22 protein-coding genes are annotated in these 24204 nt (G+C 55.7%); 11 read left to right on the forward strand and 11 right to left on the reverse strand.

Annotated elements, in window-relative coordinates:
- The first annotated feature begins 27 nt into the window (after window positions 1–27).
- The 4 genes from KF784_05725 (at window position 28) to KF784_05740 (ending at window position 2828) form a co-directional block, all read left to right on the forward strand.
- Window positions 28–522, forward strand: a complete 495-nt coding sequence (locus KF784_05725) for a multiubiquitin domain-containing protein (protein MBX3118542.1) — start codon at window positions 28–30, stop codon at window positions 520–522.
- Window positions 497–1681: a ThiF family adenylyltransferase gene (locus KF784_05730; GenBank protein MBX3118543.1), complete on the forward strand. Its 1185-nt coding sequence runs from the start codon at window positions 497–499 to the stop codon at window positions 1679–1681. Before KF784_05725 ends, KF784_05730 begins: the two co-directional genes overlap by 26 nt.
- A complete protein-coding gene (locus KF784_05735; protein ID MBX3118544.1) occupies window positions 1671–2063 on the forward strand; it encodes a hypothetical protein in 393 nt (130 codons plus the stop codon). Before KF784_05730 ends, KF784_05735 begins: the two co-directional genes overlap by 11 nt.
- Before the next feature lie 162 nt (window positions 2064–2225).
- Window positions 2226–2828 carry an SEC-C domain-containing protein gene (locus KF784_05740; protein MBX3118545.1) on the forward strand — a complete coding sequence of 201 codons (603 nt, stop codon included), beginning with the start codon at window positions 2226–2228 and terminating at the stop codon, window positions 2826–2828.
- Window positions 2829–2973: 145 nt separating this feature from the next.
- Here the strand turns inward: KF784_05740 and KF784_05745 are convergent, their stop codons facing one another.
- From KF784_05745 to KF784_05755, 3 genes are all read right to left on the reverse strand, one after another.
- On the reverse strand, window positions 2974–4095 hold the full coding sequence (locus tag KF784_05745; protein ID MBX3118546.1) for a hypothetical protein: 1122 nt from the start codon (window positions 4093–4095) through the stop codon (window positions 2974–2976).
- 71 nt (window positions 4096–4166) lie between these two features.
- On the reverse strand, window positions 4167–4814 hold the full coding sequence (locus KF784_05750) for an amino acid racemase (GenBank protein ID MBX3118547.1): 648 nt from the start codon (window positions 4812–4814) through the stop codon (window positions 4167–4169).
- Between the two features lie 205 nt (window positions 4815–5019).
- Window positions 5020–6921, reverse strand: coding sequence for an ankyrin repeat domain-containing protein (locus KF784_05755; protein ID MBX3118548.1), 1902 nt, complete (start codon window positions 6919–6921; stop codon window positions 5020–5022).
- A gap of 297 nt (window positions 6922–7218) precedes the next feature.
- Here KF784_05755 and KF784_05760 point away from each other — a divergent pair, with 297 nt between their 5' ends.
- Window positions 7219–8241, forward strand: a complete 1023-nt coding sequence (locus tag KF784_05760; GenBank protein MBX3118549.1) for a potassium channel family protein — start codon at window positions 7219–7221, stop codon at window positions 8239–8241.
- 13 nt (window positions 8242–8254) lie between these two features.
- Here KF784_05760 and KF784_05765 read toward each other — a convergent pair whose 3' ends face one another.
- The gene (locus KF784_05765; GenBank protein MBX3118550.1) at window positions 8255–9208 is read right to left on the reverse strand and encodes a sodium-dependent bicarbonate transport family permease; all 954 of its coding nucleotides are present in this window, start codon (window positions 9206–9208) and stop codon (window positions 8255–8257) included.
- 163 nt (window positions 9209–9371) lie between these two features.
- Here KF784_05765 and KF784_05770 point away from each other — a divergent pair, with 163 nt between their 5' ends.
- Entirely contained in the window at window positions 9372–10187 is an 816-nt protein-coding gene (locus KF784_05770) for a hypothetical protein (protein MBX3118551.1), read from the forward strand.
- 175 nt (window positions 10188–10362) lie between these two features.
- Here KF784_05770 and ppc read toward each other — a convergent pair whose 3' ends face one another.
- A complete protein-coding gene (gene ppc / locus KF784_05775) occupies window positions 10363–13116 on the reverse strand; it encodes a phosphoenolpyruvate carboxylase (protein ID MBX3118552.1) in 2754 nt (917 codons plus the stop codon).
- 80 nt (window positions 13117–13196) lie between these two features.
- On the opposite strand from ppc, the gene KF784_05780 reads away from it, so the two are divergent.
- Together KF784_05780 and KF784_05785 are read left to right on the forward strand one after the other, a co-directional pair.
- Window positions 13197–13361: a redoxin domain-containing protein gene (locus KF784_05780; GenBank protein MBX3118553.1), complete on the forward strand. Its 165-nt coding sequence runs from the start codon at window positions 13197–13199 to the stop codon at window positions 13359–13361.
- A gap of 42 nt (window positions 13362–13403) precedes the next feature.
- Window positions 13404–14102, forward strand: coding sequence for a hypothetical protein (locus KF784_05785; protein MBX3118554.1), 699 nt, complete (start codon window positions 13404–13406; stop codon window positions 14100–14102).
- Between the two features lie 18 nt (window positions 14103–14120).
- Here KF784_05785 and KF784_05790 read toward each other — a convergent pair whose 3' ends face one another.
- Window positions 14121–14573, reverse strand: a complete 453-nt coding sequence (locus KF784_05790) for a hypothetical protein (GenBank protein ID MBX3118555.1) — start codon at window positions 14571–14573, stop codon at window positions 14121–14123.
- Between the two features lie 208 nt (window positions 14574–14781).
- Between KF784_05790 and KF784_05795 the strand changes: the two genes are divergently transcribed.
- The 3 genes from KF784_05795 to KF784_05805 all read left to right on the forward strand — a co-directional run bounded on the left by KF784_05795 (window position 14782) and on the right by KF784_05805 (window position 18064).
- The gene (locus tag KF784_05795) at window positions 14782–16422 is read left to right on the forward strand and encodes a hypothetical protein (GenBank protein ID MBX3118556.1); all 1641 of its coding nucleotides are present in this window, start codon (window positions 14782–14784) and stop codon (window positions 16420–16422) included.
- Between the two features lie 86 nt (window positions 16423–16508).
- Window positions 16509–16850 carry an HAD family hydrolase gene (locus KF784_05800; GenBank protein ID MBX3118557.1) on the forward strand — a complete coding sequence of 114 codons (342 nt, stop codon included), beginning with the start codon at window positions 16509–16511 and terminating at the stop codon, window positions 16848–16850.
- A 200-nt stretch (window positions 16851–17050) separates the two neighbouring features.
- A complete protein-coding gene (locus KF784_05805) occupies window positions 17051–18064 on the forward strand; it encodes a tRNA-dihydrouridine synthase family protein (GenBank protein ID MBX3118558.1) in 1014 nt (337 codons plus the stop codon).
- Window positions 18065–18368: 304 nt separating this feature from the next.
- Here the strand turns inward: KF784_05805 and KF784_05810 are convergent, their stop codons facing one another.
- The 5 genes from KF784_05810 to KF784_05830 all read right to left on the reverse strand — a co-directional run bounded on the left by KF784_05810 (window position 18369) and on the right by KF784_05830 (window position 23801).
- Window positions 18369–19259 carry a glycoside hydrolase family 43 protein gene (locus KF784_05810; protein ID MBX3118559.1) on the reverse strand — a complete coding sequence of 297 codons (891 nt, stop codon included), beginning with the start codon at window positions 19257–19259 and terminating at the stop codon, window positions 18369–18371.
- Between the two features lie 53 nt (window positions 19260–19312).
- Window positions 19313–20518 carry a cyanophycinase gene (locus tag KF784_05815; GenBank protein ID MBX3118560.1) on the reverse strand — a complete coding sequence of 402 codons (1206 nt, stop codon included), beginning with the start codon at window positions 20516–20518 and terminating at the stop codon, window positions 19313–19315.
- A 210-nt stretch (window positions 20519–20728) separates the two neighbouring features.
- The gene (locus tag KF784_05820) at window positions 20729–21535 is read right to left on the reverse strand and encodes a PEP-CTERM sorting domain-containing protein (GenBank protein ID MBX3118561.1); all 807 of its coding nucleotides are present in this window, start codon (window positions 21533–21535) and stop codon (window positions 20729–20731) included.
- 191 nt (window positions 21536–21726) lie between these two features.
- Window positions 21727–22797 (reverse strand): hypothetical protein, encoded by a 1071-nt coding sequence (locus KF784_05825; GenBank protein ID MBX3118562.1) that lies wholly within the window; start codon window positions 22795–22797, stop codon window positions 21727–21729.
- Between the two features lie 29 nt (window positions 22798–22826).
- Window positions 22827–23801: a hypothetical protein gene (locus KF784_05830; protein ID MBX3118563.1), complete on the reverse strand. Its 975-nt coding sequence runs from the start codon at window positions 23799–23801 to the stop codon at window positions 22827–22829.
- Between the last annotated feature and the right edge of the window lie 403 nt (window positions 23802–24204).

A 24204-nucleotide genomic window follows, 5' to 3' on the forward strand; every position in this document is an offset into this window, starting at 1 on the left:
GGAGTCCCCGAGAGGGGCAATTGAATCATGAGCGAAGATAAAGCGCAAATCAATCCGGGACGGCGGCAATACCCGATCCAAATCGACGAAACGACCCATCAGGTGGATGGCCCAAGTATCACAGGGCGAACCATCCTCGACCTTGCCAAGAAAGATGCGGAAACGCACTTCGTGACCCAAATCATCGTGGGTGAGGATGACATCGTAGTTCAACTTGACGACAAGGTAGACATCAGCGCGCCAGGTAAGGAGCGGTTCACCATCGTCGCGAAGCCCGAGCAGCCTTGCCAGGTCATCGTGAATACACACCATCACGACTGGAATGCCCGAACAATCAGCTTCGAGCAGGTGGTGAGTTGGGCATTTCCAGACTGGCGTCAAGATGATCCGAATACGACGGAGTACACCGTCACATACGATTGTGGAGTTCCTGAGCAGCCTGAAGGCTCGCTCGTGGCTGGGGGCAGCGTGAAAGTCCGCTGTGGGATGGTGTTCGATGTTGACCGAACTAATCGCTCGTAACCCTGACCTGCAACGGTTGCGCAACGAGGGCTACGACATCGCTGTCGTAGCCGACCACCTTGTTATGCGAGATGTACCGTATGTTAACGACAAAAAGGAAGTGAAGCGCGGAACCCTCGTCTCGGTCTTGGAACTGTCGGGGAATTCAACGGTAAAGCCTCAGCAGCACGTCATCATGTTTTCAGGGGACTATCCATGCCGTCAGGATGGCCAGCCAATTGAGACAATCCGCCATCAAACCAGTTCCCAGCAAATCGGGGATTTCCACGTTCAGCACTCATTCTCGAATAAGCCAGAAGGTGGATATGCGGACTATCACGAAAAGATGACTCGCTACGCGGCAATCCTATCTGCTCCAGCAGCAGCGATTGACCCAGAGGTTACGTCCAAGACTTTTCCTGCATTGCCCAACGATGACCCTGAAAGTGTCTTTGTCTACATGGATACGGCATCGAGTCGAGCTGGAATCACGGAACTACCCGACCGTTTGCGCCTTGGGCGAATTGCGATCATTGGACTCGGTGGGACTGGTTCATACACACTTGACCTGGTTGCTAAAACGCCCGTAAAGGAGATTCACCTCTTTGATAAAGATATGTTTCAGAACCATAACGCATTTCGCTCTCCTGGTGCGGCATCGCTCTCCGATCTGGAAGGAAGGCCCAGCAAGGTCGCTTACCATGCGGCGATGTACTCGGCAATGCATCGAGGGATCGTTCCGCATGAGGTGCACGTTACTGAAACCAATGTCACTGACCTAGAAGGTATGGATTTTGTGTTTGTTTGCATAGACCGTAACGAACCGAAACGAGTGATTTTTGACTGGCTCAAGTCCAACGGGATTTCGTTCATTGATGTAGGAATGGGTGTCACGCTTGAGAATGGGAAGCTACGCGGGACTCTTCGCACGACCACCGTCACCGAGGAGCTGAGCGGCCATGTTAATAATCGTGTGTCGTTCGTGGACAGGCATGAGGATGCAGCTTATGATCAGAACATTCAGATTGCGGACTTGAACGCGCTCAATGCGGCTATGGCCGTCCTTAAGTGGAAGAAGCTTTTCGGCTTCTACCACGATCAGCAGAGGGAACACCACTCGACCTTCAGGATTGGCCAGAACAAGGTTCTGAATGAGGATATCGTTGCGAATGAACCATGAATTCGTAGAGAGCTTCCCAGAATCTTTGGAGCATGGGAAGCTTTATGTGTCGATGCGCTATAGGACAGCGGCCCACCTTTGTGCCTGTGGATGTGGCCGCAAGGTTGTTACGCCGATCCGAAGAGGAGCTTGGAAGCTGGAGTTTGACGGGGAGAGCATCACACTGTTCCCGTCGATAGGGAGCAGCAACCTTCCTTGTCGCTCGCATTACTTCATCCGCGATGGGCTTGTGAAGTGGCTACCAGAAATGGAAGATATCAAGGAGAAAAAGGCGACGCAAGCCGAGCCGCTAAAAGCAGAACCTGAGCCTTTGCCTTCCAACGAAGAGAAAACTTGGTGGAAAAAGTGGTTCGGGTGGCTGGTGTTTTGGGGTCGGCTATAAGCTCAGTCAAAAATGACCCGCAATCGATCTGCGGTTGATGCCCGGATCAAGAGTGGCAGGAGCTTAGGTGATCTGTCCTAATTCCGCCACTCCATGATTTGCAAATCGCAGCCAAGCTTACATACCAGATTGAAGTAGAGTATTTCGAGAAGAGATTGCACTGTGCACATAAGGACTCCGCCGATTGACCAATCCATATCAGAGTTTGCTAATAGCCTATTTATCGGCGGCACATTGCAGTATCTCGACATAGAGGAAATTGACGGCGCACTCACTGCTTCATGTAACGTTAACGTCACAAGCTTGGTTGATCGTTACGGGGGTGAAGGCGTCAGCGGATGGGCATTGTGGTCAGACGCTGATAAATATTTGACGGCGGAGGCCCACGTTGTATGGCGAACACCGGATGGACAACTAATAGATGTTACGCCTAGGCAAGATGGCCTTAGGAAAACCCTTTTTCTAGCTCAACCATATGACTGGCCTCCAGAAGGGTTCATGCCAGAGTCGCGCCACTGGATACTTGATGACTCTAAGGTAGTAAGGGCTACCATAATGTTTCACCGTGGCTACTATCACCTAAGAATTCGCAACGGTGGTACTCCTAAAGAAGACGAATTGCTGTCACTGAAGAAGAGTGTAATCATGGTGAGAGACGGAAACTTTAAAGGCGATTTATGCCCGTGCATGTCAGGCTTACGATTCTCCGAGTGTTGCGGTCGGCCCCTAGGTGTTCCAGACTCGTATGCTTATCCGCCGCTATGAGGTGATGCGCGGTAGAACCTCAATGTGGTTCCCTTTGGAAAGTTGCAAATCGCGTCCAGGAACCTCCACCATTCAACAACCCTTTAACGCAAATTTGGGGCGTCGGCAATGCCAACGCCCCAAAGCTCCTGCTCCAAAGCAGAGACTATCGCGGACGAACCCCGATATCCTCCATCTTCTTCCCACCAAGCATCAGCATGAGCGATGTTTTGGTCTGAATCCTTGGCAAAGGCTGCGCCTTATCCAGCGCTGCCCCGGGGCCATAGCCGACCATGTTCATCATCACAAAGTCCGCGTTCTGGAAAATCCCCGCCGGAACATCGACGCTCGTGCGGTCGCTTCCCATAAACATCGTCTTGCCCACATAGTCACGGACCTCTGCCATCTGCAAAAAGCCCATATCCGCCATCAAGCCCTCGGTAAACACTTCGGAGGAGCTCCAGATCACCATCGTGTTCTGTCCCTCCATGCTAAAGATCGAGGCGTACTGCCCCAGCACATTGGGAATCGACTTCCACTTAAAGCTGATCGACTTTTTCAGGTCCACTTTGTTTTCAAGGTTTGGCGCCGTGATATCGATTGGCGCAAGGAAGTTCACGTTCGACGGCGCTTCAATCTCCACGTTGCCAGTGTAGTTCGTCGTCAGGGTGTATTTGCCAACGAGCGAGGCATCCTTGTCGATATTCCCAGCCTGTTTCTTTGTCGGCCAATATCCAGTTGTCCAGTTCGGCTTATAGAAGTAAGAGCCACCCCCGCCCCGGACGTTCATCTGGCTTGCCGTCTGCCGCATCGCCTCCTGCTGTTCGGGTGTGATCCCCTTCCATTCGATCACCTTCGGCTGGCCCTCTTTCACAGTCTTGGAAGAACCCCAATAAATCTTGATCGTAAAGTTCGGGTTCGCATCCGGATTAAACTCGCGCGATGATCCTCCCGTGGTCTGAGAAGGCTCGGGGCGATAAAGCTCCAGATCAAGCTTTGGCCCTTGCTTCAATCCCGCTGGTGGAGCCACCGAAGCCGTCGCATTCGCCGGAGCAATGCTGGGCGACCACAGTCGCATGTTCACCACCCGAGCGGGCGCACCGGCAAACATCATCGCCTCCGGCGGGAGCTTAAACCCCGGCGGGAGTTCACTCATATCGATGACGGGCATGCCCACCATGCGCCCAACCTTCGTCTCGACGAGAATTGCGAAGTAGGCCTGATCTTCGACCGACGTGGAGGTCACCACTCCACCGATTGCTGCAAGCATAAACAGAGGTTTGATCACAATAGAATCTCCTTGCTAAACAGCGCTATCATACTCCACCTTCGAGGGGTTCGAGTAGGTTAAATTTGAGGCTATTTTTGCAACACGGGAGTGGGCTCAATCCAACCCGAGGCCATCCTTATCTCCCTCTCGCTTACCGCCTCAGCAACCGCATACCTCGCCAGCAGCCGCGTGGAATCCAAAACCGGCAGCGAAGAGTTCTCATCGCTGACAATCAGCGGTATCTCCGTACAGCCCAAAATCACGCACTCCGCCCCCGCTGCCCGCAAGTCCTCAATCACCCCCAAAAACATCGCTGTCGTCGGCTCAGGCGTAAGGCCCTGGCAAAGCTCGTCGAAGATGGCAGTGTTGATCCGCTCCCGGGTCGGCTCGTCAGGAATGATGCGCTCCAGCCCACGCTCCGCCAAAGCCTTCGCATAAACCGGACCGGTCATCGTCCACTTCGTGCCCAGCAGCCCAACCCGGGTCCACCCTCTCGCGACAATCTCCGAACACACCACATCGGCAATGTGCAACCCTGGAATCGGCAGTTCACCGGCGATCTGTTCAAGCACGATGTGCGCTGTATTGTCCGGGCAGATATAAAAATCCGCACCCCCAGCCGCGACCTGCCGCACCCCTTGTGCCAAGTACTTCCCGACCTCGGAATAGTCTCCCGACTCCCAACCCGACATGCTCAAACCCATCGGGATCGCGCTCAAAACGATGGTCGGGTGCATATGGACGCCCAGAGGTTCAGCCCCCGCCCGACAAGCTGTCAAAAGCAAAGCGCCCCGCCCTCAGCGCTGTGAGCCACAATCCCGATCGTCTTCATTCCCTACTGCTTACCTGAGGAGAACCCAAGCACAACTCCAAGATGGACAAAAAAGCCGTCAACGGAGCGTTGATGCACCCCGTTGACGGCTTCGATTACCGCGTTGCGCGTTACTTCTTCGGCAAGGTTTGCAACAGCGCCATCGTTGCCCAGCACCCACCATTAAAGGATGAATACTGCGATTCGCCGTGCGGATAGCCCGCATTCAGATAGTTGTTGGCTGGCAGTGCCCGCTTGGGCACAAACCAAGTTCCGTCCGCATCCTGCGTCCGCAACAGATATTGGACACCGCGCTGATACACAGGGTCCGTCGTCGGCATCCCGCCACCAATGTGCAGCGCATAAAGCGCAAGACCAGTGGCATAGGAGTCGGAGCTAACGCCCGGAACCTGCGACCAACCGCCGTCGGACCGCTGTGCCGCCTGCAGCTCCTTCATCGCAGCGCTCTTTTCATCAAGCGTGGCGCTGCACCACTTCAAGCCGAGAAGCCGGAAAGCAAGGTCGTCCGCCGTCTTGGCCGGGGCCGACATCATCCAACTCTTGGCTCGACCGATGCGCTCCTTCATCTCGCTGGCATGTGCCCTTGGACCATAAAAGTTCAACGACTGAACCGAAAGCGCCGTCAAGGTAAACACGCTCGACTGCATCGGCACGCGCGGCAGGGAGAATGCCCAGAACCCCTCAGGGGACTGCTGCTTAGCAAGGACCATGGCCATCGCCGCAGAAGCCGCATTCGCAGGCTCCTTCTGTGCTGCCATGCCGGCAAGCAGCCAGGAATCCACCGGAGCGACCTCGTTCATCTCAATAAGAGGAATCTGCTTCATTGCTTCTTCGCTCTTGAGAGCCATCTCATGCAGAGGCTTCATCGCATCCAGCATGCCGCTCACGCGTCCACTGTGAATCTTCTGAAGGTTCTCATCCATCTTGAAGCCGCGGTCTTTCGCCGAGGCCATCACCATCCGTCCAAGCCCCTCGTGGTGGCAAGAGACACAAAGCGCCCTTCTCGTGAAGTCCGTCATTGAAGACTGCAGCGCAATCACCGACAGCGTCGCCGCCTGCTTGACCGACTGCGGATGCTTCATCGCCACCAAAGCAGCGGAGCTCGGCTTGCCAAGTAGATCAATATTTCCCTTGTTGCCTCTCACCGATGCAAATGCAGCGGCGGTTCGGCCCTGCTTATCGCTCACGCTTGCGTCTGCACCCGCGTCCAAAAGGGCTTTCGTCACTTCGGGATTGTCGCCATAAGCCGCTGCCAAAATCAGCGCCGTCTGGCCCTTTGCGTTGCGAACGTTGGGCTTTGCTCCTCGCTGGAGAAGCATCTTCACGTAGTCGGCATGTCCCGACATCGCTGCGGTCATCAGCGCTGTCTGCCCTTCTTCGTCAGCAGCTTCGATGGAAGCACCGGCTTCCAATAGCTCCTTCGCCGCATCCATATGCCCCGAACGCGCTGTGTAGATCAAAGCGGTGGAACCACTGGCGCTCTTGGCGTTGATGTCTGCTTTGCGCTTGATTAACTCCGCGACAAGCTCGGGCGATCCCGAATTGGCCGCCATCATCAGAACGGTGTAGCCGTCTTGGCGCACACTGTTGACCTTCGCTCCATGAGAAAGAAGGATGCCTGCCCCCGGCATATTCCCAGACATCGCCGCGAACGCGAGCGGTGTGCCATAAATCGTGTCCAAGTCGGGCTTTGCCCCCGCTGCGATCAACGCCTGCATCACTTCCGGCTGGAACGATGCAGAAGCGATGTGCAGTGGCGAAAGCTCAAGGCCGTTGCGAGAATTCGGATCGGCGCCCTTCTTGAGCAGGGACTCAACTTCAGCGACGTCCCGACGATCTACGGCAAAGAACAGATCCTGTCCAAACTTTCCGCGAGCGGCAACCGGTGGCTCTGTAGAACTTCGCCCCGATCTCTCCTGACTGTGCCCAAGCCCGATCGTGATCATCGCCAGACCCGCAGCCAACACGCCCGATGAAACCAGACGCGATGCACCCATGAATTTGTTGCTCATGTTTCACTCCTTTTACCTATTTAGGTTAATGTAAATTAGCACGTACAAAGATGTTTAAATCTTCCCGCACAGTATAATCGCTGGCTTGCGGGCCTTGAACAGATGTCCTAGCCCAACCCGCTCAGGGGCCGTTTTCTAGCAGTCCAATGGGCCCAATTTGAACGACGAGCTTTCGCGTCTCCTGAATAGGTCCTTCCTAGAGCAAAACCTGATCCAACGGAAACCCGACCGCGAATCGGCTAAGAGTTCGAGTTTGAACCCACAACACCATCCAACCCATATGCTAATGTCTACTTTGTGACGGCGGGCACCTACACCAGACGGCTTCATTTAGCGGCTCAGCAACCGTGGCGCGCCCTCCTGAATCGCCTCCTGCTTGTTACGGCGCTCCTCATCGTCGCTTGGGTGTTGCTGTGGGTCGAGCGCGACGGCCTGCGCGACAACGGAGGTGCCGAGCTTGGAGCGATGGACGTCCTCTACTTCGCCGTCGTCACCGTCACCACGCTCGGCTACGGCGACATTGTCCCTGTCTCACCCGAAGCCCGCGCCATGGTCGCCTTCGGCATCACCCCGCTTCGTGTGCTTATCTGGCTGCTCCTCCTCAGCACAGCCTACGAACTCACGTTGCGAAAGTCCATCGAGAAGATTGAAATGCGAAAGCTCAAACGCTCGCTCAAAAACCACATCGTTATTTGCGGATTCGGCGTCAAAGGCCGTTCCGCGATGCTCGAACTCCTCGAGCGCGGTGTTGCGCCCGAATCCATCATCGTCATCGACTCCGAGCCGATGGCTATCGCCGAAGCCAATCGAATGGGCGCGAACGCCTTTCTTGGCAATGCTGCAAGCGAAGATATGCTCCGGGATGTCGCCATCGACAAAGCTTCTGAAGCTATCGTCGTCCCGAACAACGACGAGGCCTGCGTTCTGATCTGTCTCACCATACGTGAGCTCGCCCCTACAGTCAAAATCCGCGCAGCCGCCCGCCAAGATGAAAACGTCAAGCTTATCGAACGTTGCGGAGCCGACACCGTCATCGCCCCATCGGTAAGCGCAGGCAGGCTGCTCGCCTCGGCAACTATCGCTCCCCTTGCGACCGGCATTATCGAAGAGCTACTAGCTCACGGTCAGGGAGCTGATCTCGTCGATCACGCCATCACCGAAGCTGAATTGGGCTTAACCCTGCGACAAATTCAAACTCAACGAGACTGGCAGATCCTCGCCGTCCGCACCGCCGAAGGAAAGATGCTTTCGTTCTCAGACGCCGTAAATCGCAAGCTGGAGCTCGGGGATAAGGTCGTCGCGTTTAGACCGTCACAGTAGCCCAAATCGAAGCTCACCTCATCCAATGAGCAGCCTGAAGAAAGAGCGGAATCCCGATGATCAAGTTGAACGGAAACGTGATCGCCATGGCCGCAGAAAGCGAGAGGCTCAGGTTGGCCTTAGGCAACGCCACCCGTACCGCCGCCGGAGCCGCGATATAGGATGCGCTCGCCGCCATCGCCCCAAGCACGCCCGCACCACCAATCGACATACCAGCCAAGGTGCCCGCAAAGACCCCCAACATCCCGTTCACCAGCGGAACAAATACTCCGAACCCGCACAAGAACAGTCCGTGCTTGCGTAGATCGCCCACGCGCTGAGCGGCGACAATGCCCATCTCAAGAAGGAAGATCGTCAGAGCGCCCTTAAAGAGGTCTCCAAAAAGCGGCTTCACCTGAGCCATCCCTGACGTCCCCGATACTAGCCCGATCAACATTCCACCGAGGAGAAGCATGACGGTCTTTCCCGTGAACAACTCCCGCAAAAGCTTGCTTGCCTCCGCATGCTGCGACCGTGGAGCCAGCGTTAGCGCAAGGAGAATAGCCGGAATCTCCAGCACCGCCACCAATGCTGGCATGAACCCTTCGGTGGTGATCTTTTGAGTCTCGGCGAAAGACACCGCCGCGATAAACGTCACGGCCGAAACCGAACCGTAGTGCGCTGCAAGCGAGGCCGCATCGACCCGCTCAATCTTTCCAAGCTTTAGTGCAACGAGAAAGCTCAGGTAAGCGGTCAAGACACCCAAGAGTAAAGTTGCCACACCAGGCTTCCACAAATCTTGAATCGAAGACTCCGAAAGCGCAACGCCACCCTTCAACCCAATCGCAAAGAGAAGGTAGATCGAAAGCGCTGTGTAAAGCCCATCCGGCAGCTTCATGTCGCTCTTCAATAGTGTCGCGATTGCCCCCAGGACAAACGCAAGAACCATCGGCGTCAACAGATTCGCACTCAAAAGCTCAACAGACATGCTTGCTTGGTCACCCCTTTCTTTTGAGACACTGCCGGAAACTGCCGTCACGCAAGACGAAGCCTTCCAGAGCCCCCGCGATTATCCCTACTTCTCGCCCTAAGGACGACTCAAAGCGACGAGAGGCCTACCGTGGGGATGAAATGAGTAGACTTTTTGGACCATGCGCATCGCCCTCATTCAGCAGTTTGCCGGACTATCAAAACCAGAAAACGTCGAAAAGGGTCTGCGAAATCTGTACAAAGCAAAGGAGCAAGGCGCAGAGTTGGTCTGTTTCGCCGAACTCGCTTTCGAGAGGTTCTATCCACAAAACATCGCAGGCCCCAATCGGGCAGACCTTGCCGAACCCATCCCCGGGCCCACAACGATGGCCTTCCAACAGGCTGCAAAAGAGTGTGGAATCGTTACTATCATCAATCTTTATGAGCAGGATGGAAGCCAATTCTATGACACATCGCCCGTAATCGACGCCGATGGAAAGCTACTTGGCCGCACGCGTATGGTCCACATCACCGACTATCCCTGCTTTCATGAGAAGGGTTACTACACCCCCGGCGATACTGGCGCACCCGTTTACGAGACCGCGGTTGGAAGAGTAGGGGTTGCGATCTGTTACGACCGGCACTACCCGGAATACATGCGTGCCCTTGCCATTGGCGGTGCCGACCTCGTCATCGTCCCCCAAGCCGGAGCCATGGATGAGTGGCCCGATGGACTCTATGAAGCCGAAATGAGGGTAGCTGCATTCCAGAACGGCTATTTCACGGCACTTTGCAACCGGGTAGGCAAAGAGGAGCGGCTGCACTTTGCCGGGGAGTCGTTCGTTTGCGGGCCGGATGGCGTGGTGACCGCCCGCGCACCCAAAGGCGAAGAACACATCCTTATCGCCGATATCGATCTCACCGCCAATGCCGAAAGCTCGGCGCGACGGCTCTTCCTCCCCGACCGCCGGCCCGAACTCTACAAAGACTGGATTTGACCAGGGAGGGAAACCAGATTCCCTCCCCTTCCATTTTCTGGAAATGTCGAAGATCCCGACTGGTCGTGGAGAGGGGAGGGTGGGGAGGTCGCGGGATTTTAGATTTTGGATTTTGGATTGCCGTTTGCTGATTGCAGATTGCCGATTGCTGCTCCCCGCTACTCACTCCCAGCTACTACCCCGTACTCTGCATCGCCGCCGCTAGCCCTGCAATCGTCTGCAGCACCGCCTCACGCCAAACTCCATCCTGCTCATCCTCCGGCAGATCAGCCCAGCGGTCCATCAAAGCCACCTGCATTCGGTTTAATGGCAACACCATCGGATTCCGAAACTCCACCGTTGCCCTCACCGTTTTCGCACTATCCAGCAGCTCCTGCGAACCCGAAAGCTCCAAGATAGATTCCACGCTCCGTCCATATTCGGCCTCAATATCCCCTTGCATCCGTGTGCCAAGAGCCACCGGCTGCACCCGTGCCGAATACATTCGCGACGTTGGTAGATGCGCCCGTACAAGCTCAAGCTGAGCGTTGTCCATGACTGTGCGGAAGAACGGCCACCGGCTGTGCATGTCCGCCAACAGCGGCTTATTGGCATACCCCTGCAAGCCCGTGCCCATCCCATACCAGCCGACCAACACGTGTCGACTCTGCACCCAAGCAAAGTTCCACGGGATCGCCCGAAGCTGGGACATCCCGCCAAGCATCTTGCCCGGACGGAAAACGGGACGAGACGCAATGGTCAGGAGTGAAATGAACTCAATCGGCGTGGCCTGAGAGTAGAAGCTCCAAAAATCCGAATCGTCGTAAACCATCTTTCGATAGGCGTCTCGGGCATCGGCAGAGATCGTTCGCATCGCCTCATGAAACTCGGGCGGATCAGAAACCGCATCTCGCGCCGAAGCGATGATCACCGCGTTGACAATCTGCTCCAGATGTCTATGCGCAATGGGCCGTAACGCGTATCGGAACGAGATCACTTCACCCTGCTCGGTAAAGCGCACCTGCCCTTGGAACGACCCTGGTGGCTGAGAAAGGATGGCCCGGTTCGCGCGGCCCCCTCCTCGCCCAACTGTTCCGCCGCGCCCATGAAAGAGCCGTAGTTTGATCCCAGCCTCGCTGCTCGCCTTTGCAAGTTCGCTTTGCGCCGAGTACAACGCCCAGTTCGCGGCGAGGTAGCCACCGTCTTTGCTGGAGTCGGAATAGCCGAGCATGACTTCCTGACAGCCGCCCCGAGAGCTCAAATGCGAACGATAGATCGGTTGCGCGTAAAGCTCAGCCATCAGCGCCCCTCCCCGCTCAAGATCGCCGACCGTCTCAAAAAGCGGTACCGAATCGATCTCACTGCGCAGGCTCCCATCGGGCTGAACATGGACCAGACCTGCCTCCTTTGCCAGAAGCAGAACCTCAAGAATGTCGCTGATCCCGTGCGTCATTGAGATGACATAAGCTTGGATGCTGTCCTTTGAGAGTAGGCGCTTCGCCCGCTTGATCACGTCGAACACATCCAGTACGTTCCGAACCCTATCATCTGTCGTGAAATCGGCAGGAACCAGCGGCCTCGGGTTCGCAAGCTCCTGCGTTAGAAGCGCCACTCGGTCCGCTTCGCTGAGTTCGGAATAAGCGGGTGTCACCCCCGCCGCAGCCAGCAACGCCGAAACCGCGCGCTCATGCTCTTCCGAGTGCTGTCGAATATCCAGCGTGGCCAGATGGAACCCATAAACCTCGACGCGTCGAAGCAACAGCGGCAACTCGCCAAACTCGGCGGCAAGCTCGCCCTGGTTCTCGCGGAAGCTCTCCATCATCAGTCGAAGGTCGTCGGCAAAGGCTTCGGCGCTGCTGTATCCGATAAGGCTCTCGTGTGGGTGCCCCTTTCGAAGCTCTTCAAGGTCGGTGTGCATCGACCGTAGTCGCGCCAACATCGTGTGGATTTTCAGCACATACCGCTCTTGTGCGTATCGCTCTTGAATCCAAGTCGAAACTTTCGTTTCTTGAATGTCTGCGGCAAGAACTTGCTCAAATCGCTCACTCACCGGGACTAGCCGACTGCTGTTTGTGAGTTGCATCCGAAGTCGGTCGAGGGCGTTGATGTGGTTTTCAAGGATCGCTTGACGGTGATCTAGCAAGGTCTGCCAAGTGACTTCTGGCGTGACCTTGGGGTTACCATCGCGGTCCCCGCCGACCCACGACCGATAGGCAATCAGGTTCGGAATTGTCCAGTCTTTTTCGGGATAGTGCTTGCGGAGGGCGCGGGCAAGGTCGTCATACAGCCACGGCACAACTTCAAAAATCGTCCGCTCAAAGAAGTAAAGCGCGTTCCGAACCTCCTCACGAACCGTGAGCGAGGTGGTGCGCATCTCGTCGGTCTGCCATAGCTGGGTGAGAGCCAGCCGAATCCTGTCGGTGTGTCTCCCCGTCGCGTCCAGCGGGTCTTTGAGGTTACAGCCCTCCCCCGCATCCTCCTCGGCAAGCTCCAGCGCCACCCGCAAAATCTTGTCGAGAACGGCCCTGCGTCGAGCCTCGGTCGGGTGAGCGGTTAGAGTCGGGCAAATCCAAATCTCTTGCAAGAGCGTTTCGACTTCCTCGGCGGTTTTGCCCTGCTGCTTGAGCCACCCAATCGCCTCCGAGATCGACTCGTTGCGGCCCTCCGCGCGGCGAACCCGGTTGATGCGCACAATCTCCTTCTGTTCGGCGACGTTGATGAGCTGAAAAACGACCGTGTAGGCCCGGGCCAAACGCAAAATCCGCTCCGGTGCTTCCGGGAGAGGTGCGCTTGGGTCAGCTACCAACTGCCTTGCCTGAGCCACAAACTCAGGCCCTTCCTGATCCTCCAAGACAGCGCCCAATGCCGCGTCGAGAATCTCAATATCCCGCGACAAAGATTCCGACAGCCCATACTGCCGCGCATTCAAACCAAGAAAGGGTCCAGACATATATGGAGCTTACTATCTTGGTCGAAGCGTCGGCATGGCGGATTGATTCTCAGAAAATGAGGTTGCTGTACAATGGTTCTATGCTTGCCGCCCTTTTCATGACCGTTCTCGCGCAGACCCCGGCGAAGATCGAGGTCGGGAAGCCGATCCCCGACGTTGCCATCCAGGACATGAACGGCAAGACCGTTCGCCTCTCCCAGTTCCGAGGGAAAAAGCTGATCCTCTTCAATTGGGCCTCGTGGTGAGGCTGCCGAGAGCAGCTGCCCGGGTGGCAGGCCTTCGTAGAATTGAACAAGAACCGCGACTTCGTTTTCGCTGCCGTGGCGATGGACGTTGGCGGAATCCCCGCAGCCAAACCCCATTACGACAAGGCAAAAGCAACCTATCTGACGCTGGTCGATTCGCAGAACGCCCTCGCGGATGCCTTCGGTTTCCAGCTCATCCCCAACGGGTTCCTCATCGATGAAGCCGGAGTTCTGCGCTATCAAAAGGTCGGTGGGTTTGAAGTGCGAAGCCCAGCCACTCAAAAAGAGATCGACGCTTTCTTGGCCCTTCCATCCGTAAAGAGCGATGGAACCGGTGTTGAGCCAGTTGATGATCGCGCGATTGAGAGTGATCTGCGCGACGCACTATCGCAAACTCCCAATGACGGTCACGCCAATCTTGAGCTTGGTCGATTCCTGCACCGGCAAGGCAAGTCCCGCGAAGCGCTGCTCTACCTCCGCAGAGCAGCTACCGAGATGCCCAAATCTAGCCCAGCCCAGTTCACCTACGGCTCGGCTTTGCTCGCGACGGGCGACAAGACCAACGCCACGATTCACTTCAAACAGGCCCTCCGATACGATCGCGATAACTTCGTCATCCGCAAGCAGATTTGGATGGTGGAGCATCCTGAGAGATTCCACCCAGAGATCGACTGGAACTGGCAGCGTGAGCAGTTAAAGAAAGAAAAAGAGCAGGAGAAGCTGGATCCTCCTGCTCTTTAGGAATAGGCACCGTTGTGCCTATGCGGCGTCGAGCTCGATGCAGTCCGGGCCGTCGTCTCTGCCGAAGAGAATCTGCGGCACCGCTTCGTCGATCCCGTATATATACTCCGTTGTCAGGAACTTGATCCCTGGTACATCCGACTCGTTGAGCAGTACAGCCAGCGCATAGGTCCAGATGTCCTCTGCGTGGTAGCGCCGATTTGTCTCCCGCATCAGTGCGGTGTATACGACGAACGTCTCGTTGAAGCTCCGCGGCTGAATGACTTCCTGTCGCTGCAGATACTCCGTGATAGCCGTAGCCCCTTCCGATGGGTCACCGGGATAGTAGGTGAAACCCTGCAAATGTTTCTCCTGGATGTACAGCCGATATCCGCGATACATCCCCAGTAGAACATCAATGCAGAGCGGGCCAAATTCCGACATGGCATGTTGCCAAGCGGAGTAGCTTACGATGAGGTTCTTGTTTCGCATGGTCTTTCTCCTTCCCAGCTTCTTTGCTGAGTCGAGATAGTTGTCATTTCTAATCGTACGACAGGTGCCAAGAATTTATACGGGGAGATTCACACAAAATCAGAATAATCTTTGCTATCTTTTGTTAAACAAAGATAATTCTTTAAATCGATAAAGAGTTTTCTTTGTTTCTGATCCCGTTTCACAGAAAATGCGTCTCCTATAAGTGATGACAAAGGATTTCACCTTTGGAGACTTTCTGCTCCAGACAGTTTCCCGGCATTCGCTCTCAAAAACGGAGCTTTACAAGTGGATTCGGGGGCAAGCAAAGGGCGCTGTAAAGACCCCGGAATCGATCCGGGAAAGGCTCGCCTATGCCCGAAAACAAGGGGCCGAGGCTTGGGAGTTTCCTTTTTTTGCCGAGATTGTCAGCTTCTTCGAGCATCACAAAAAGCATGAGACGGCAAGCCGCATTCAGCATATCGTTTTCCAGCAGATGCACGACTTGGGGATGATCGACGACGTCTTGGCGACGGACAAAGATGGTTCGGAAATGTTGCGCTGGCTGATGTTTCCCCCTGTTGATCTGGAGGATTGTCGAGAGGACGTGAATCGATGGATTGAGCGTTGCACCCAGGGCGATCACGCGCGGTATCGACAGGCCATCGCGCTCTACGAACTGTTAGAGGGAAGCCCGACCCATAAGCCGATTCGCAAGTTCATCAGCGTCGATTTGGCACGGATCGCCTTGTACAACGGGGATTATTCCGAGTCGTTTCGGATTTGCCGCATCATCGAACAGTCTTGGCAGGAGAACATTCGCAAGAGCGCTCACCCCGCAAAGAGTGATGTGCATCGGTATCTGCGGGCGCTGCGCATTCTTGCAATGGCCGTAAGCAGCATGTTCTCCTACAGTTCGTTCGAAGCTTCGGACAACTATTTTCGCAAAGCTTCCATCGAGCTTGAGGACTGCCTCGCTAGGGGCTTCATCACCGAGCTCGAATACTGGGAGCACCTTTGTATCATTAACTATCGCCGACTGCGCATGTTTACACGCCTGATGACGAGTGGCAACGCTGCTCATGTTCAACAGCTTGAGGCCGCGATCACCGAGCTTGAAAAGGCGCTAAGCTCCCGCGACAAAGTAGCCAGCGAGACAAGGACCAAAGCGAAACCTTCGACAAAGGACAGAGACCACGAAATCCTACTGAAGGAATCGGCTCCGTACGACACACTGGAGCGAGCCTATGCTTTGATCGCTGCATACCGTTTCGAGCAGGCGCTTGAGGAGCCTGACGAAGATGCCCGGGAGGCCATCCAGTCCACAGCCTTCCAAAGACTCGAAATGAGTAAGCAACACGGCGATGCAGCGGTCAAGCACGGTGGACTGAAGCTGGATCAGACCAGCAGTCTTTACACCGATACAGACTCGATTCTCGGGTTTTTGCGGGCCAGCACGACACGCATTATCGTTTTGTGCGCGAAGCATATGGGCGACCAATCTCCTAGCTCAAACTCACAGGAGGAGATCAAGAACCGAATCCGGGATATCTTCGATGCGGTCGGCCCAACGATGCACCGGCACAGTCAGGAGAGCTTGACTTATGTGGCGCGGTATGTGGACCGAGTGTTTACGAGACGCCCGTTTTCAGGTCAGGGCGGCGCGACAGAAAGCCTGCGTTATTACATCGAGCTCATCTCTTCGCGAACCCATTTGCCGAGACTAGAGCAAGAGTCGCGTGTTTCTCGGGAGCTGCTGTTTGAGGCTGATTCGAGTCCGGTAGAGGAGTCTGCGGAAAGTGCCGCTCCGGCTTGGGATGAGCAGAAGGCGGCCTTGATCTTGGCGAATCGGTTTTCCACTAAAAGTTAGGGCCGTCACCTACGGAGAGTGAAGGCATGGAGTGAGTAGCGATAAGTGGAGATCGGTCTGCCGACGTACGATAGACTTGCGGGATCATGGTGATCTTTGTCGACGTTGACGATACGCTGGTGAGGAGTGCAGGCTCTAAGCGGATGCCAATGCCGGGAGTTGTGCGGCATGTCCGGGAGTTGAAGGAGCAGGGCGCGGAGCTTTACTGTTGGAGCAGTGGGGGCGGAGAGTATGCCCGGCAAAGCGCGCAAGAGCTTGGGATTTCAGACTGTTTTGTTGCGTTCTTGCCTAAGCCTGAGGTGATGATAGACGATCAGGCGGTGGCTGATTGGCGGCGGTGTATTACGGTGCATCCATCAGAATGCGCAGGCAGGAGCGTCGAAGATTATCAGGATGCAGTGGCAGAGCGATCACGAAGTGGATTGTAAGGGTTGGGCCATAGACTGAGGTTCGAGGAGCACTGTCCTCAGCGACCCTAAATCAGGACATTGAGGACAATGTCTCTCCAGCTAACGCACGCGAAACGTGGGCTTAAGCCACGGCTACAGTTGCAGGTTGAAAGGCAGTGTCAAATCCAGAGTCCCCCATGTCGAACGAGACTTGATCCAATAATAGAAGTAACACATCTATGCTTAACCCCAAACTCCCGGCCCTGGTTCTCGCTCCGATGGACGGCATCACCGATGCCCCCATGCGGGCGTTCTTGGGTGCGTCGGGAGCGTTTTCGTATGCGGTTTCCGAGTTTGTCCGGGTGAGCGTTGAGCCTTTGCCTGCCAAGGTGTTCCGACGGGAGATCCCCGAGATTTGCACGGGCGGCAGAACGGAAACTAGAATGCCGGTACAGGTTCAAATCTTGGGCGGTGATCCCGAGCGGATGGCGATTTCGGCGGTGAATGCCTGCAAAGCAGGGGCCACATCCATCGATATCAACTTCGGGTGTCCCGCCCCAACGGTCAACCGCCATGATGGCGGCGCATCTTTGCTGAGGTATCCGTGCCGGGTGCGGGATGTCGTGTCGGCGGTCCGGGATGCGGTTCCGGCTGAGGTTTCGGTTTCGGCAAAGCTGAGGCTGGGCTGGGAGTCGATTGACGAAATTTATGAGAACGCGACGATGGCGGCTGAAGGAGGTGCGGCTTGGCTGACGATTCATGCCCGAACGAAGATGCAGGGGTATGCCCCACCCGTGTATTACGAACCGATTGGGAAGGTTCGGGAAAGCCTTGGCATTCCGGTTGTGGCGAACGGGGACATTTGGTCGCTTGACGACTTTAAGCGGTGTCAGGACATGACCGGCTGTCTGCACTTTATGATCGGGCGGAGCGCGCTGGCGAACCCGTCACTGCCGCATCAGATTGCGGTTGAGCTTGGGATTGCGGGACCGAGGTCGGTGGTTTTTGCCGAGCAAGAGCCGGATTGGATCAGCCTGTTTGGGGTGTTTCTCGAGTTTACAGAGAAGTATTGTGGGGCGGCGCCCAAGCGGGAGCTTTCCCGGCTGAAACAGTGGCTAAAGCTGGCCAGCAGCTACGGCAGCTTCCGACATTTTGATACGGTGAAGTATTCGCAGACGCTGGAGGAATTGTTTGAGCAGTTGCGGGCAGTCGATTGCGCGTCCGAGTCGGAACCGTTGCTCGCGGTGGTGTAGTTCAAGCTTCTTTCTCCGGGTTGAGTCCTCTGTGAACTCTCCGCGTGTGCGTGAGCTCCTGTCTTGTTTCTCGCAAAGACGCCAAGGCGCAAAGCCTGTTCAAACGATTGTGGTGCAGGTATCCTTGCCTGCGCCTTGCGGTGTCGTACGCAACGACGAAGCGTTACCCTCCCAGATGGACCCTCCACCGCAAGCGGGTGGAAGATCAGCTATCAGCTAATCGGCTATCGGTGATCAGCGAGCAGCGATCGGAGGGCGGAAGCTGGTGTAAATCGTTGTTTTAAAGGGTGGGTAAAGCTGGGCGCTACCGCACGAGGGGGCGGGGTGAGACTCCCGTCTTTGTAAGTTTGACGGGGAGGATTCTGCCCTGCTCATCAAACTCCATCCAGTCCAGACAAACCACACGATGGTCCCTTGCCGACTCGGTGAGCGGACGTCGATGGTAGCAAATCACCCATTCATCGGTTCCAGGGATTTGAAGAACCGAGTGGTGCCCGGCGCTGGTGGCAACTTCAGGGTCACTCTTCAGCACAACCCCCTCTCGCACGAACGGTCCGAATGGGGAATCTGACCGAGCATACGCCACGCTGTAAGAAGGATCGCCCCAACCCCCTTCTGACCACATAAAGTAGTACACGCCGTTGCGTTTGAGCATGAACGGCCCTTCGACATAGTTCTCGGGTGTGATCTCTCGGAACTCCCCAACGGTCGACACCATGTCCTCACCCAGTTCAACCACGACTGCATGCTTCCAGCCACCGTAGTACAGATAGGCTTTGCCGTCGTCATCAATGAAGGCATGAGCGTCGATAGGCTGTGCGCCGTGGTGATACTCCTCGATGAGCGGCTTGCCGAGGACATCGAAGAACGGTCCGGCAGGATGCTCCGCTTGGGCGACCCCTATGCCGGCTCCGTCACCGGCGGAAAAGTAAAGGAAATATGGGCCATTCTTGTATGTAACGGACGGAGCCCATGCTGCACGGTTGGTACTCCAAGGCACATTTGCAAAGTCAAGAATGCGGCCCTCATTACGCCAACCAGTGAGATCGCTGGACGACCAAACGTCGAAGAACGTTTGATCCTCGTAGGCCGCAGAAAAGGTTGGATAGATATAGTATCGACCGTCGAATACGTGGATTTCGGGGTCGGCCCACCAGCCAGGAAACAGGGGATTGCCGGAAGATTGGGGCGTCATGTTGGCGCGCAGAGAGTACCTGCCTAGCGCTTGCAAGGTCTTTTGCGTGAGCGCTATTTGGCGATGGGCTTTCGTGCTTTGAGATCGTAGAACGTACCGGCGGGATAGGCGTCGTAATCGGGTTCTCCCTCTTTTCGGGGTTTTCTGGTGTCGTAAAAATGCACTTTGCCCCTACCCATGACTTCGGCGGTGCTGCCCTGGACGACAATCGCGGTGGCTTCATCGAGGCCGATGCCGAGGAATTGGGGGTAGGTTTTCATCAGTGCGGTCATGTCGCCGAAGCGGTTGCGGGCGGAGAAGTGCTGATCAATGGCGACGCCGGGCAGGAAGCCAAGACCTCGCTCGTAGCCTTCGCACATCATGATCTGCGGGCCTGCGGGCGCTCCGCGCACAAGGTAGTCGCCTTGGATGGTTGCCCCTGCCGAAGAGCCAGCGATGACACCGCCTCGGTTTAAGACGTCCTTGAAGAGTTGTGGCAGTTTGGTGCCTTCGTAGGCGTCGATGAAGTTCCACTGCCGACCGCCTCCAAACCAGACGCCGGTTGCTTTTTTAAGCACCTCAATCGTCTTCGGGTCTTCGAGCTTATCCTTTTCGCGGTCGGGGATAACGGTCACGTTTTTTGCTCCCATTCGCGTTAGAAATGCGGCTTCACGCTCGACATTGATGGGGTCGGGCATGGAGATGGGGAGGACGACGAAGTGTCCATCTTCACCACCGCCAGCGTCGATAAAGCGCTTGGCGATGTCTTGGGGCATGCCTCCCCCGCCAACGATGACGAGGGTGCCTTTAGGAACGTTGGGCAGGTCTGGCTGCTTTGGGGGCCAAGGATCGCTGAGAGTTCTTTGCATGGCGGCGCGGCGCCACTCGTTGTAGTCCGCCCGCGTGCGGCCCGACAGCAGAAGACTTCGCGTTTCGCGTGTGCTGGACTTTGCAAGCCGAAGAAGGACGTTTCCTGTCCCTACGTTGGTGATCGCCCGCTTTTCGATCTTGAGGGCGGCTTCGGAAGGGATGTAGATGCCGATGAGGCCAGGCGATGGTGTGTCGTTAGCGGACTTGAGGAACTGAAAGCCATCGGGAGCGGTGTCGTTTTCGGCGATAAGAACCGTCGCTTCCTCACTCTTTTCCACTCCTTCGGGCATCGTCTTTGCCACGATCACGACGGGTTTAGCAAGACCATAGGGCGACAGATGTTCAAGGTCAACACTTTCGCTGGAGATAATGGCGGGGGCGAAAACAAAGAGGAGGGAGGCGATGAACATGGGTGAGCCTTCACAGATGGACTGTGCTGATATCAGTATAAGCCTACGCTGTACGAATGGCGATTGTTAGCCTTGCGAATTCGGATGTCCAGTTGTGGGGGCGTGATCTTGTGAAGCCTGCGGAACGTGAGAAGACCCTGGGTCTAAACAAAGAAAAACCCCAATCCTTCGGTTGGGGCTTTTCCTTTCCACCTAATAGAGATGGGTTGGTTACGCTTTCTTTCGTCGGCGAATGAGGGCCATTGCGCCGATGCCGAGAACAGCCATAGTTGCCGGTTCTGGAACCGGGTTAGCGCCGAACTGAGCATTGTCGACAAATGCCAGACCATTATGGGCGCTGCTGCTGCTCCAGTCGGAGACAACCTGCACGTGGGTCAGGTTGATAAGGCTGAGGTCAGCGCTTCTCGTGAACGACTCGGTGGCAGCGCCGCCGGTTGTGTCCAGACCTGAGAACGTGAAGGTCATGTTGTTGACAGCGCTGCTTCGATCTGCGGTCATCGAGACGCGAATCCAGCGACCGAGGAAGTCAGCGGTCGTTCGGCTTTGAAGCAATCCGCCGGCAAGGCTATTGAACGACGCATAGCTGCCACCGCCGCCGCGAAGACCGTTTCCGCCGAGGAAGATTCCGATTCGTCCGCCGGTTGCCAAAGCGCTCGCGCCAAAAGCGATACCAAAGTATCGATCGGCTCCGATGCTATCGACGCGTACCATTGCCGAAGCGGTGAGAAGCATCGTGCCAGCGGAGGGGAGCCCTGCGCCGAACAGATGTCCTGAAGAGTTGAAGGTCGAGCCTGTACCGGGGTTGCCAACGAGCATTACCGATTGAGGCGATGAGAACGAGACGTTGTTCGTCACTGTCGGAAGGTTCGATGACCCCGACCCAGCAACCCAACCGTCTTGTCCATTAAGGAGACCCGGGGCATATGTTGCCGGGTCAAAATTTGTTCCATAGTTCACTTGAGCGTTAGCCGCCACAGCACCTACAACAGCGAACGCCACCAAAAATGTGCGCTTCATAATCAATCACCAATCCACTCAAACCCGCCGATGTGCATTTGCACCTTTATTCAGCGTGTACTGAATATACAACGGATTGATATAAATTTGAATAATTTATACATTCTTCTAGCAAAATTATCAGCGGGGAAACTCGCTCTGATCCCACCATTGCGGCTGTGACCTTCACTCATCAGTCGGTTTGGCGCGGATTACTTTGGAGCTTTGAAGGTGAACTCGCTGCTGGGAATGGTGGCGTTGGGGCGAGGTTTGTAGACGGTAACGGCGTTTCCGGTAGACATGACGAGCTTTCGGATAAGCAGGGTGGATTTTTCGATCCATAGCGTCCCGCCTGCCACTCCGTTTTGTTTGAGCACAAAACACAGCTTGCCGTCGACCTTGGTTTCAGGCTCCATTGTCGCTCCACCAAAGAGCCGAGAGAGTTCGCTACGCTGGAACTGTGATGGCATCAGGAGGCTTGGAATCAGGGTTGGGGCTGTGCGTGTGCCGACGGTGATGGTGGACAAGCCAGCGGCGATGCCTCGCTCTTCCGATCCTCCAGACATCTCCATGTAGATCCACGATTTTGATCCGTCCGACCATACCGCGTTCGTGTCGTACTTCTTTCCGTTCTCGATTGCGCTTGCAGTGAACCGGAAAAGTTTGGGCCGCTGGAATCGTGTCTCGAATAGGGCTTCCTTTGCCATGAACCCACTGCCCGAGGACTCGAACGTGCCTTCGTCGGCATAACTGTTGAGCTTGCCGTACATTCCTTCGACGTCTTTGATGAGTTTCGCGGCCTCTGAATAGTCTCCAACTTCGGCGGACTCGGAAGATGCTTCGAGCGTCGGGCGTGACCCTTCCCGTTTGAAAACAACATTGCCGAGATCAGCGTTTTCGATGACGAGCTTTCCTTCGGCGATGGTCAAGCTCATTTCTGAGGGTTCGGTTTGAGCTGTCTTTTTGTAGCCGTCATCCATGGAGATTTGGGCGGTGCCTTTGAGAATGACTCTGTTTCCTTCTTGCCGAAACGTCCCTTTGACTTTACGGTCCATGTTTGCCATGGTCTTGGTTGATGCGTGCTCTTCAAAAGTGCCGTCTTTGTGGAAGGTGATGGTCCACTGGGTGGAAGTATCGCCTTCCTTGATGCCTGCGTTTTTGTCGGGCTCGGGGAACTGGGCAGTCCACTTACCAGTGAGTGACGACGCAGCCTTCGTTCCGCTACTGCATCCTGCGATGCAGAGCAGCAGGACAAAGCCAAATAGAGCCGCTTTCACTTTCATCTCTATGCATGATAGATGAAGTTTGCGGATTATGCGACGATAGAGCCGATTTCTAGGGTGTGGGCTAGGGCCAGTGTCTTGTGGATGATGAGTCCGTTATCAAGGTCGGGCTTATGGACGGGCCAGCGAGTTGCGCTACGGATGGCTTCCGGGGTGTGAGCATTGAAATATGCGAGTTCTTCTTCCACTGCTGGGCGAAATGTCCAGGGCATCGCGACGGCCTCGTCCACGCCAACGACTTTGAACTCCGATCTGAGCGTGTTCAAGAATCGGCGGACATTCTCAAGTGATTGTGTGTAGTTTTGCCTAGGCAGGGGGTCGGCAAGGGGCAGCGCTGGGGGTGTGCGTCCGCCCCAAAAAGCCTTGTCCCAGTAATCGGTGTGTCTGAACTTGGTGGGATGGCCGATGAATATGCCCACCCACGGTTGCTTGATTTCACTTAAGCTGCGCAGAAGTCGGTCGGATTCGGCATTCGCGCGGGCGTCGTCGCTCCAGTCGGTCTCCGAGATGCTCAGCGCTTGGGTCATCGCGATCACTCCATTGAGTCTGTGGACGGCGTGGTCGGGGACTCGGGTGAGGGCATAGACATAGGCAGGGATGTTCAGGCGCTTGAGGGCGTCTGTGATCTCCGGCGACCAAGTGTTTCCGGCTCCACCCCATACGCAAGGCAGGCGGCCGAATGCTTTTTGGAAGGCGTCTACGCCTGGCTTTTCAGCGTCGTAGGCGGCTTGGCATCCCTCCTCGAAGCTGAGGTCGGATAGCAGCTCCATCGTCGTCGGGTGAAAGGAGTGGGTGTTGGTATGAAGTCCAACCGTGTGAGGCTTGATGGCTTCTATAACGTCGGTGCGACCCTCTTCAATAAGCGCGCGGCACTTCTCGCCGGTGATGCAAAAGGAGCCGAGGATAGCGGCTTCGGTGAAGAGCTTCCCAAAGTCGATGGCGGCGTCGTTAGCCAGCGGATTGATCGGGTCCTCGACATCCATGAACACGGACACGGTCGTCATTGGAGATAGCTTATCAGAAGCGCGGGCTTTGGTGGCTTTGCACCCATTCGCAGCGGGACGTTTGCAGACTTTTTGTTCGGATGATTATTAGATGTCCGAGACATCCGAGTCGTTTGTGATGAGACCGTAATTCGCCTTGATAGCATTCAAAGTACTGCTTGCAATTTGGGGAAAAGTTCGTGGCTTTGACTGAACGATGGCCCTCCGCTATTCGAAACCAAGTTCGGAAGATGGTGGCTCCAGCGTTAACGGATAGCCTCACTTGAGCAAAGTTAAGCGCCGGTCACTCATCGCTGAGGCCGGCGCTGGTTGCTTGTGGTTTGGTGAGGAAGGCGCTGCTGGTTATAGGTAGAGATCGGATATCGCCAATCCAAAATCCAAAATCCAAAATCTAAAATCCTGG

It is taken from the genome of Fimbriimonadaceae bacterium, assembly GCA_019638775.1.
Lineage (GTDB): Bacteria > Armatimonadota > Fimbriimonadia > Fimbriimonadales > Fimbriimonadaceae > JAHBTD01.

Excerpts from the sequence above, each read along its gene's own strand:
- KF784_05830 (MBX3118563.1), bottom strand. The coding sequence starts at position 23,801 with ATGACGACCGTGTCCGTGTTCATGGATGTCGAGGACCCGATCAATCCG.
- KF784_05735 (MBX3118544.1), top strand. The coding sequence starts at position 1,671 with ATGAACCATGAATTCGTAGAGAGCTTCCCAGAATCTTTGGAGCATGGG.
- KF784_05790 (MBX3118555.1), bottom strand. The coding sequence starts at position 14,573 with ATGCGAAACAAGAACCTCATCGTAAGCTACTCCGCTTGGCAACATGCC.
- KF784_05770 (MBX3118551.1), top strand. The coding sequence starts at position 9,372 with ATGCGCATCGCCCTCATTCAGCAGTTTGCCGGACTATCAAAACCAGAA.
- KF784_05815 (MBX3118560.1), bottom strand. The coding sequence starts at position 20,518 with ATGTTCATCGCCTCCCTCCTCTTTGTTTTCGCCCCCGCCATTATCTCC.
- KF784_05725 (MBX3118542.1), top strand. The coding sequence starts at position 28 with ATGAGCGAAGATAAAGCGCAAATCAATCCGGGACGGCGGCAATACCCG.
- KF784_05820 (MBX3118561.1), bottom strand. The coding sequence starts at position 21,535 with ATGAAGCGCACATTTTTGGTGGCGTTCGCTGTTGTAGGTGCTGTGGCG.
- ppc (MBX3118552.1), bottom strand. The coding sequence starts at position 13,116 with ATGTCTGGACCCTTTCTTGGTTTGAATGCGCGGCAGTATGGGCTGTCG.
- KF784_05795 (MBX3118556.1), top strand. The coding sequence starts at position 14,782 with ATGACAAAGGATTTCACCTTTGGAGACTTTCTGCTCCAGACAGTTTCC.
- KF784_05825 (MBX3118562.1), bottom strand. The coding sequence starts at position 22,797 with ATGAAAGTGAAAGCGGCTCTATTTGGCTTTGTCCTGCTGCTCTGCATC.
- KF784_05800 (MBX3118557.1), top strand. The coding sequence starts at position 16,509 with ATGGTGATCTTTGTCGACGTTGACGATACGCTGGTGAGGAGTGCAGGC.
- KF784_05780 (MBX3118553.1), top strand. The coding sequence starts at position 13,197 with ATGCTTGCCGCCCTTTTCATGACCGTTCTCGCGCAGACCCCGGCGAAG.
- KF784_05755 (MBX3118548.1), bottom strand. The coding sequence starts at position 6,921 with ATGAGCAACAAATTCATGGGTGCATCGCGTCTGGTTTCATCGGGCGTG.
- KF784_05810 (MBX3118559.1), bottom strand. The coding sequence starts at position 19,259 with ATGACGCCCCAATCTTCCGGCAATCCCCTGTTTCCTGGCTGGTGGGCC.
- KF784_05750 (MBX3118547.1), bottom strand. The coding sequence starts at position 4,814 with ATGCACCCGACCATCGTTTTGAGCGCGATCCCGATGGGTTTGAGCATG.
- KF784_05805 (MBX3118558.1), top strand. The coding sequence starts at position 17,051 with ATGCTTAACCCCAAACTCCCGGCCCTGGTTCTCGCTCCGATGGACGGC.
- KF784_05765 (MBX3118550.1), bottom strand. The coding sequence starts at position 9,208 with ATGTCTGTTGAGCTTTTGAGTGCGAATCTGTTGACGCCGATGGTTCTT.
- KF784_05730 (MBX3118543.1), top strand. The coding sequence starts at position 497 with ATGTTGACCGAACTAATCGCTCGTAACCCTGACCTGCAACGGTTGCGC.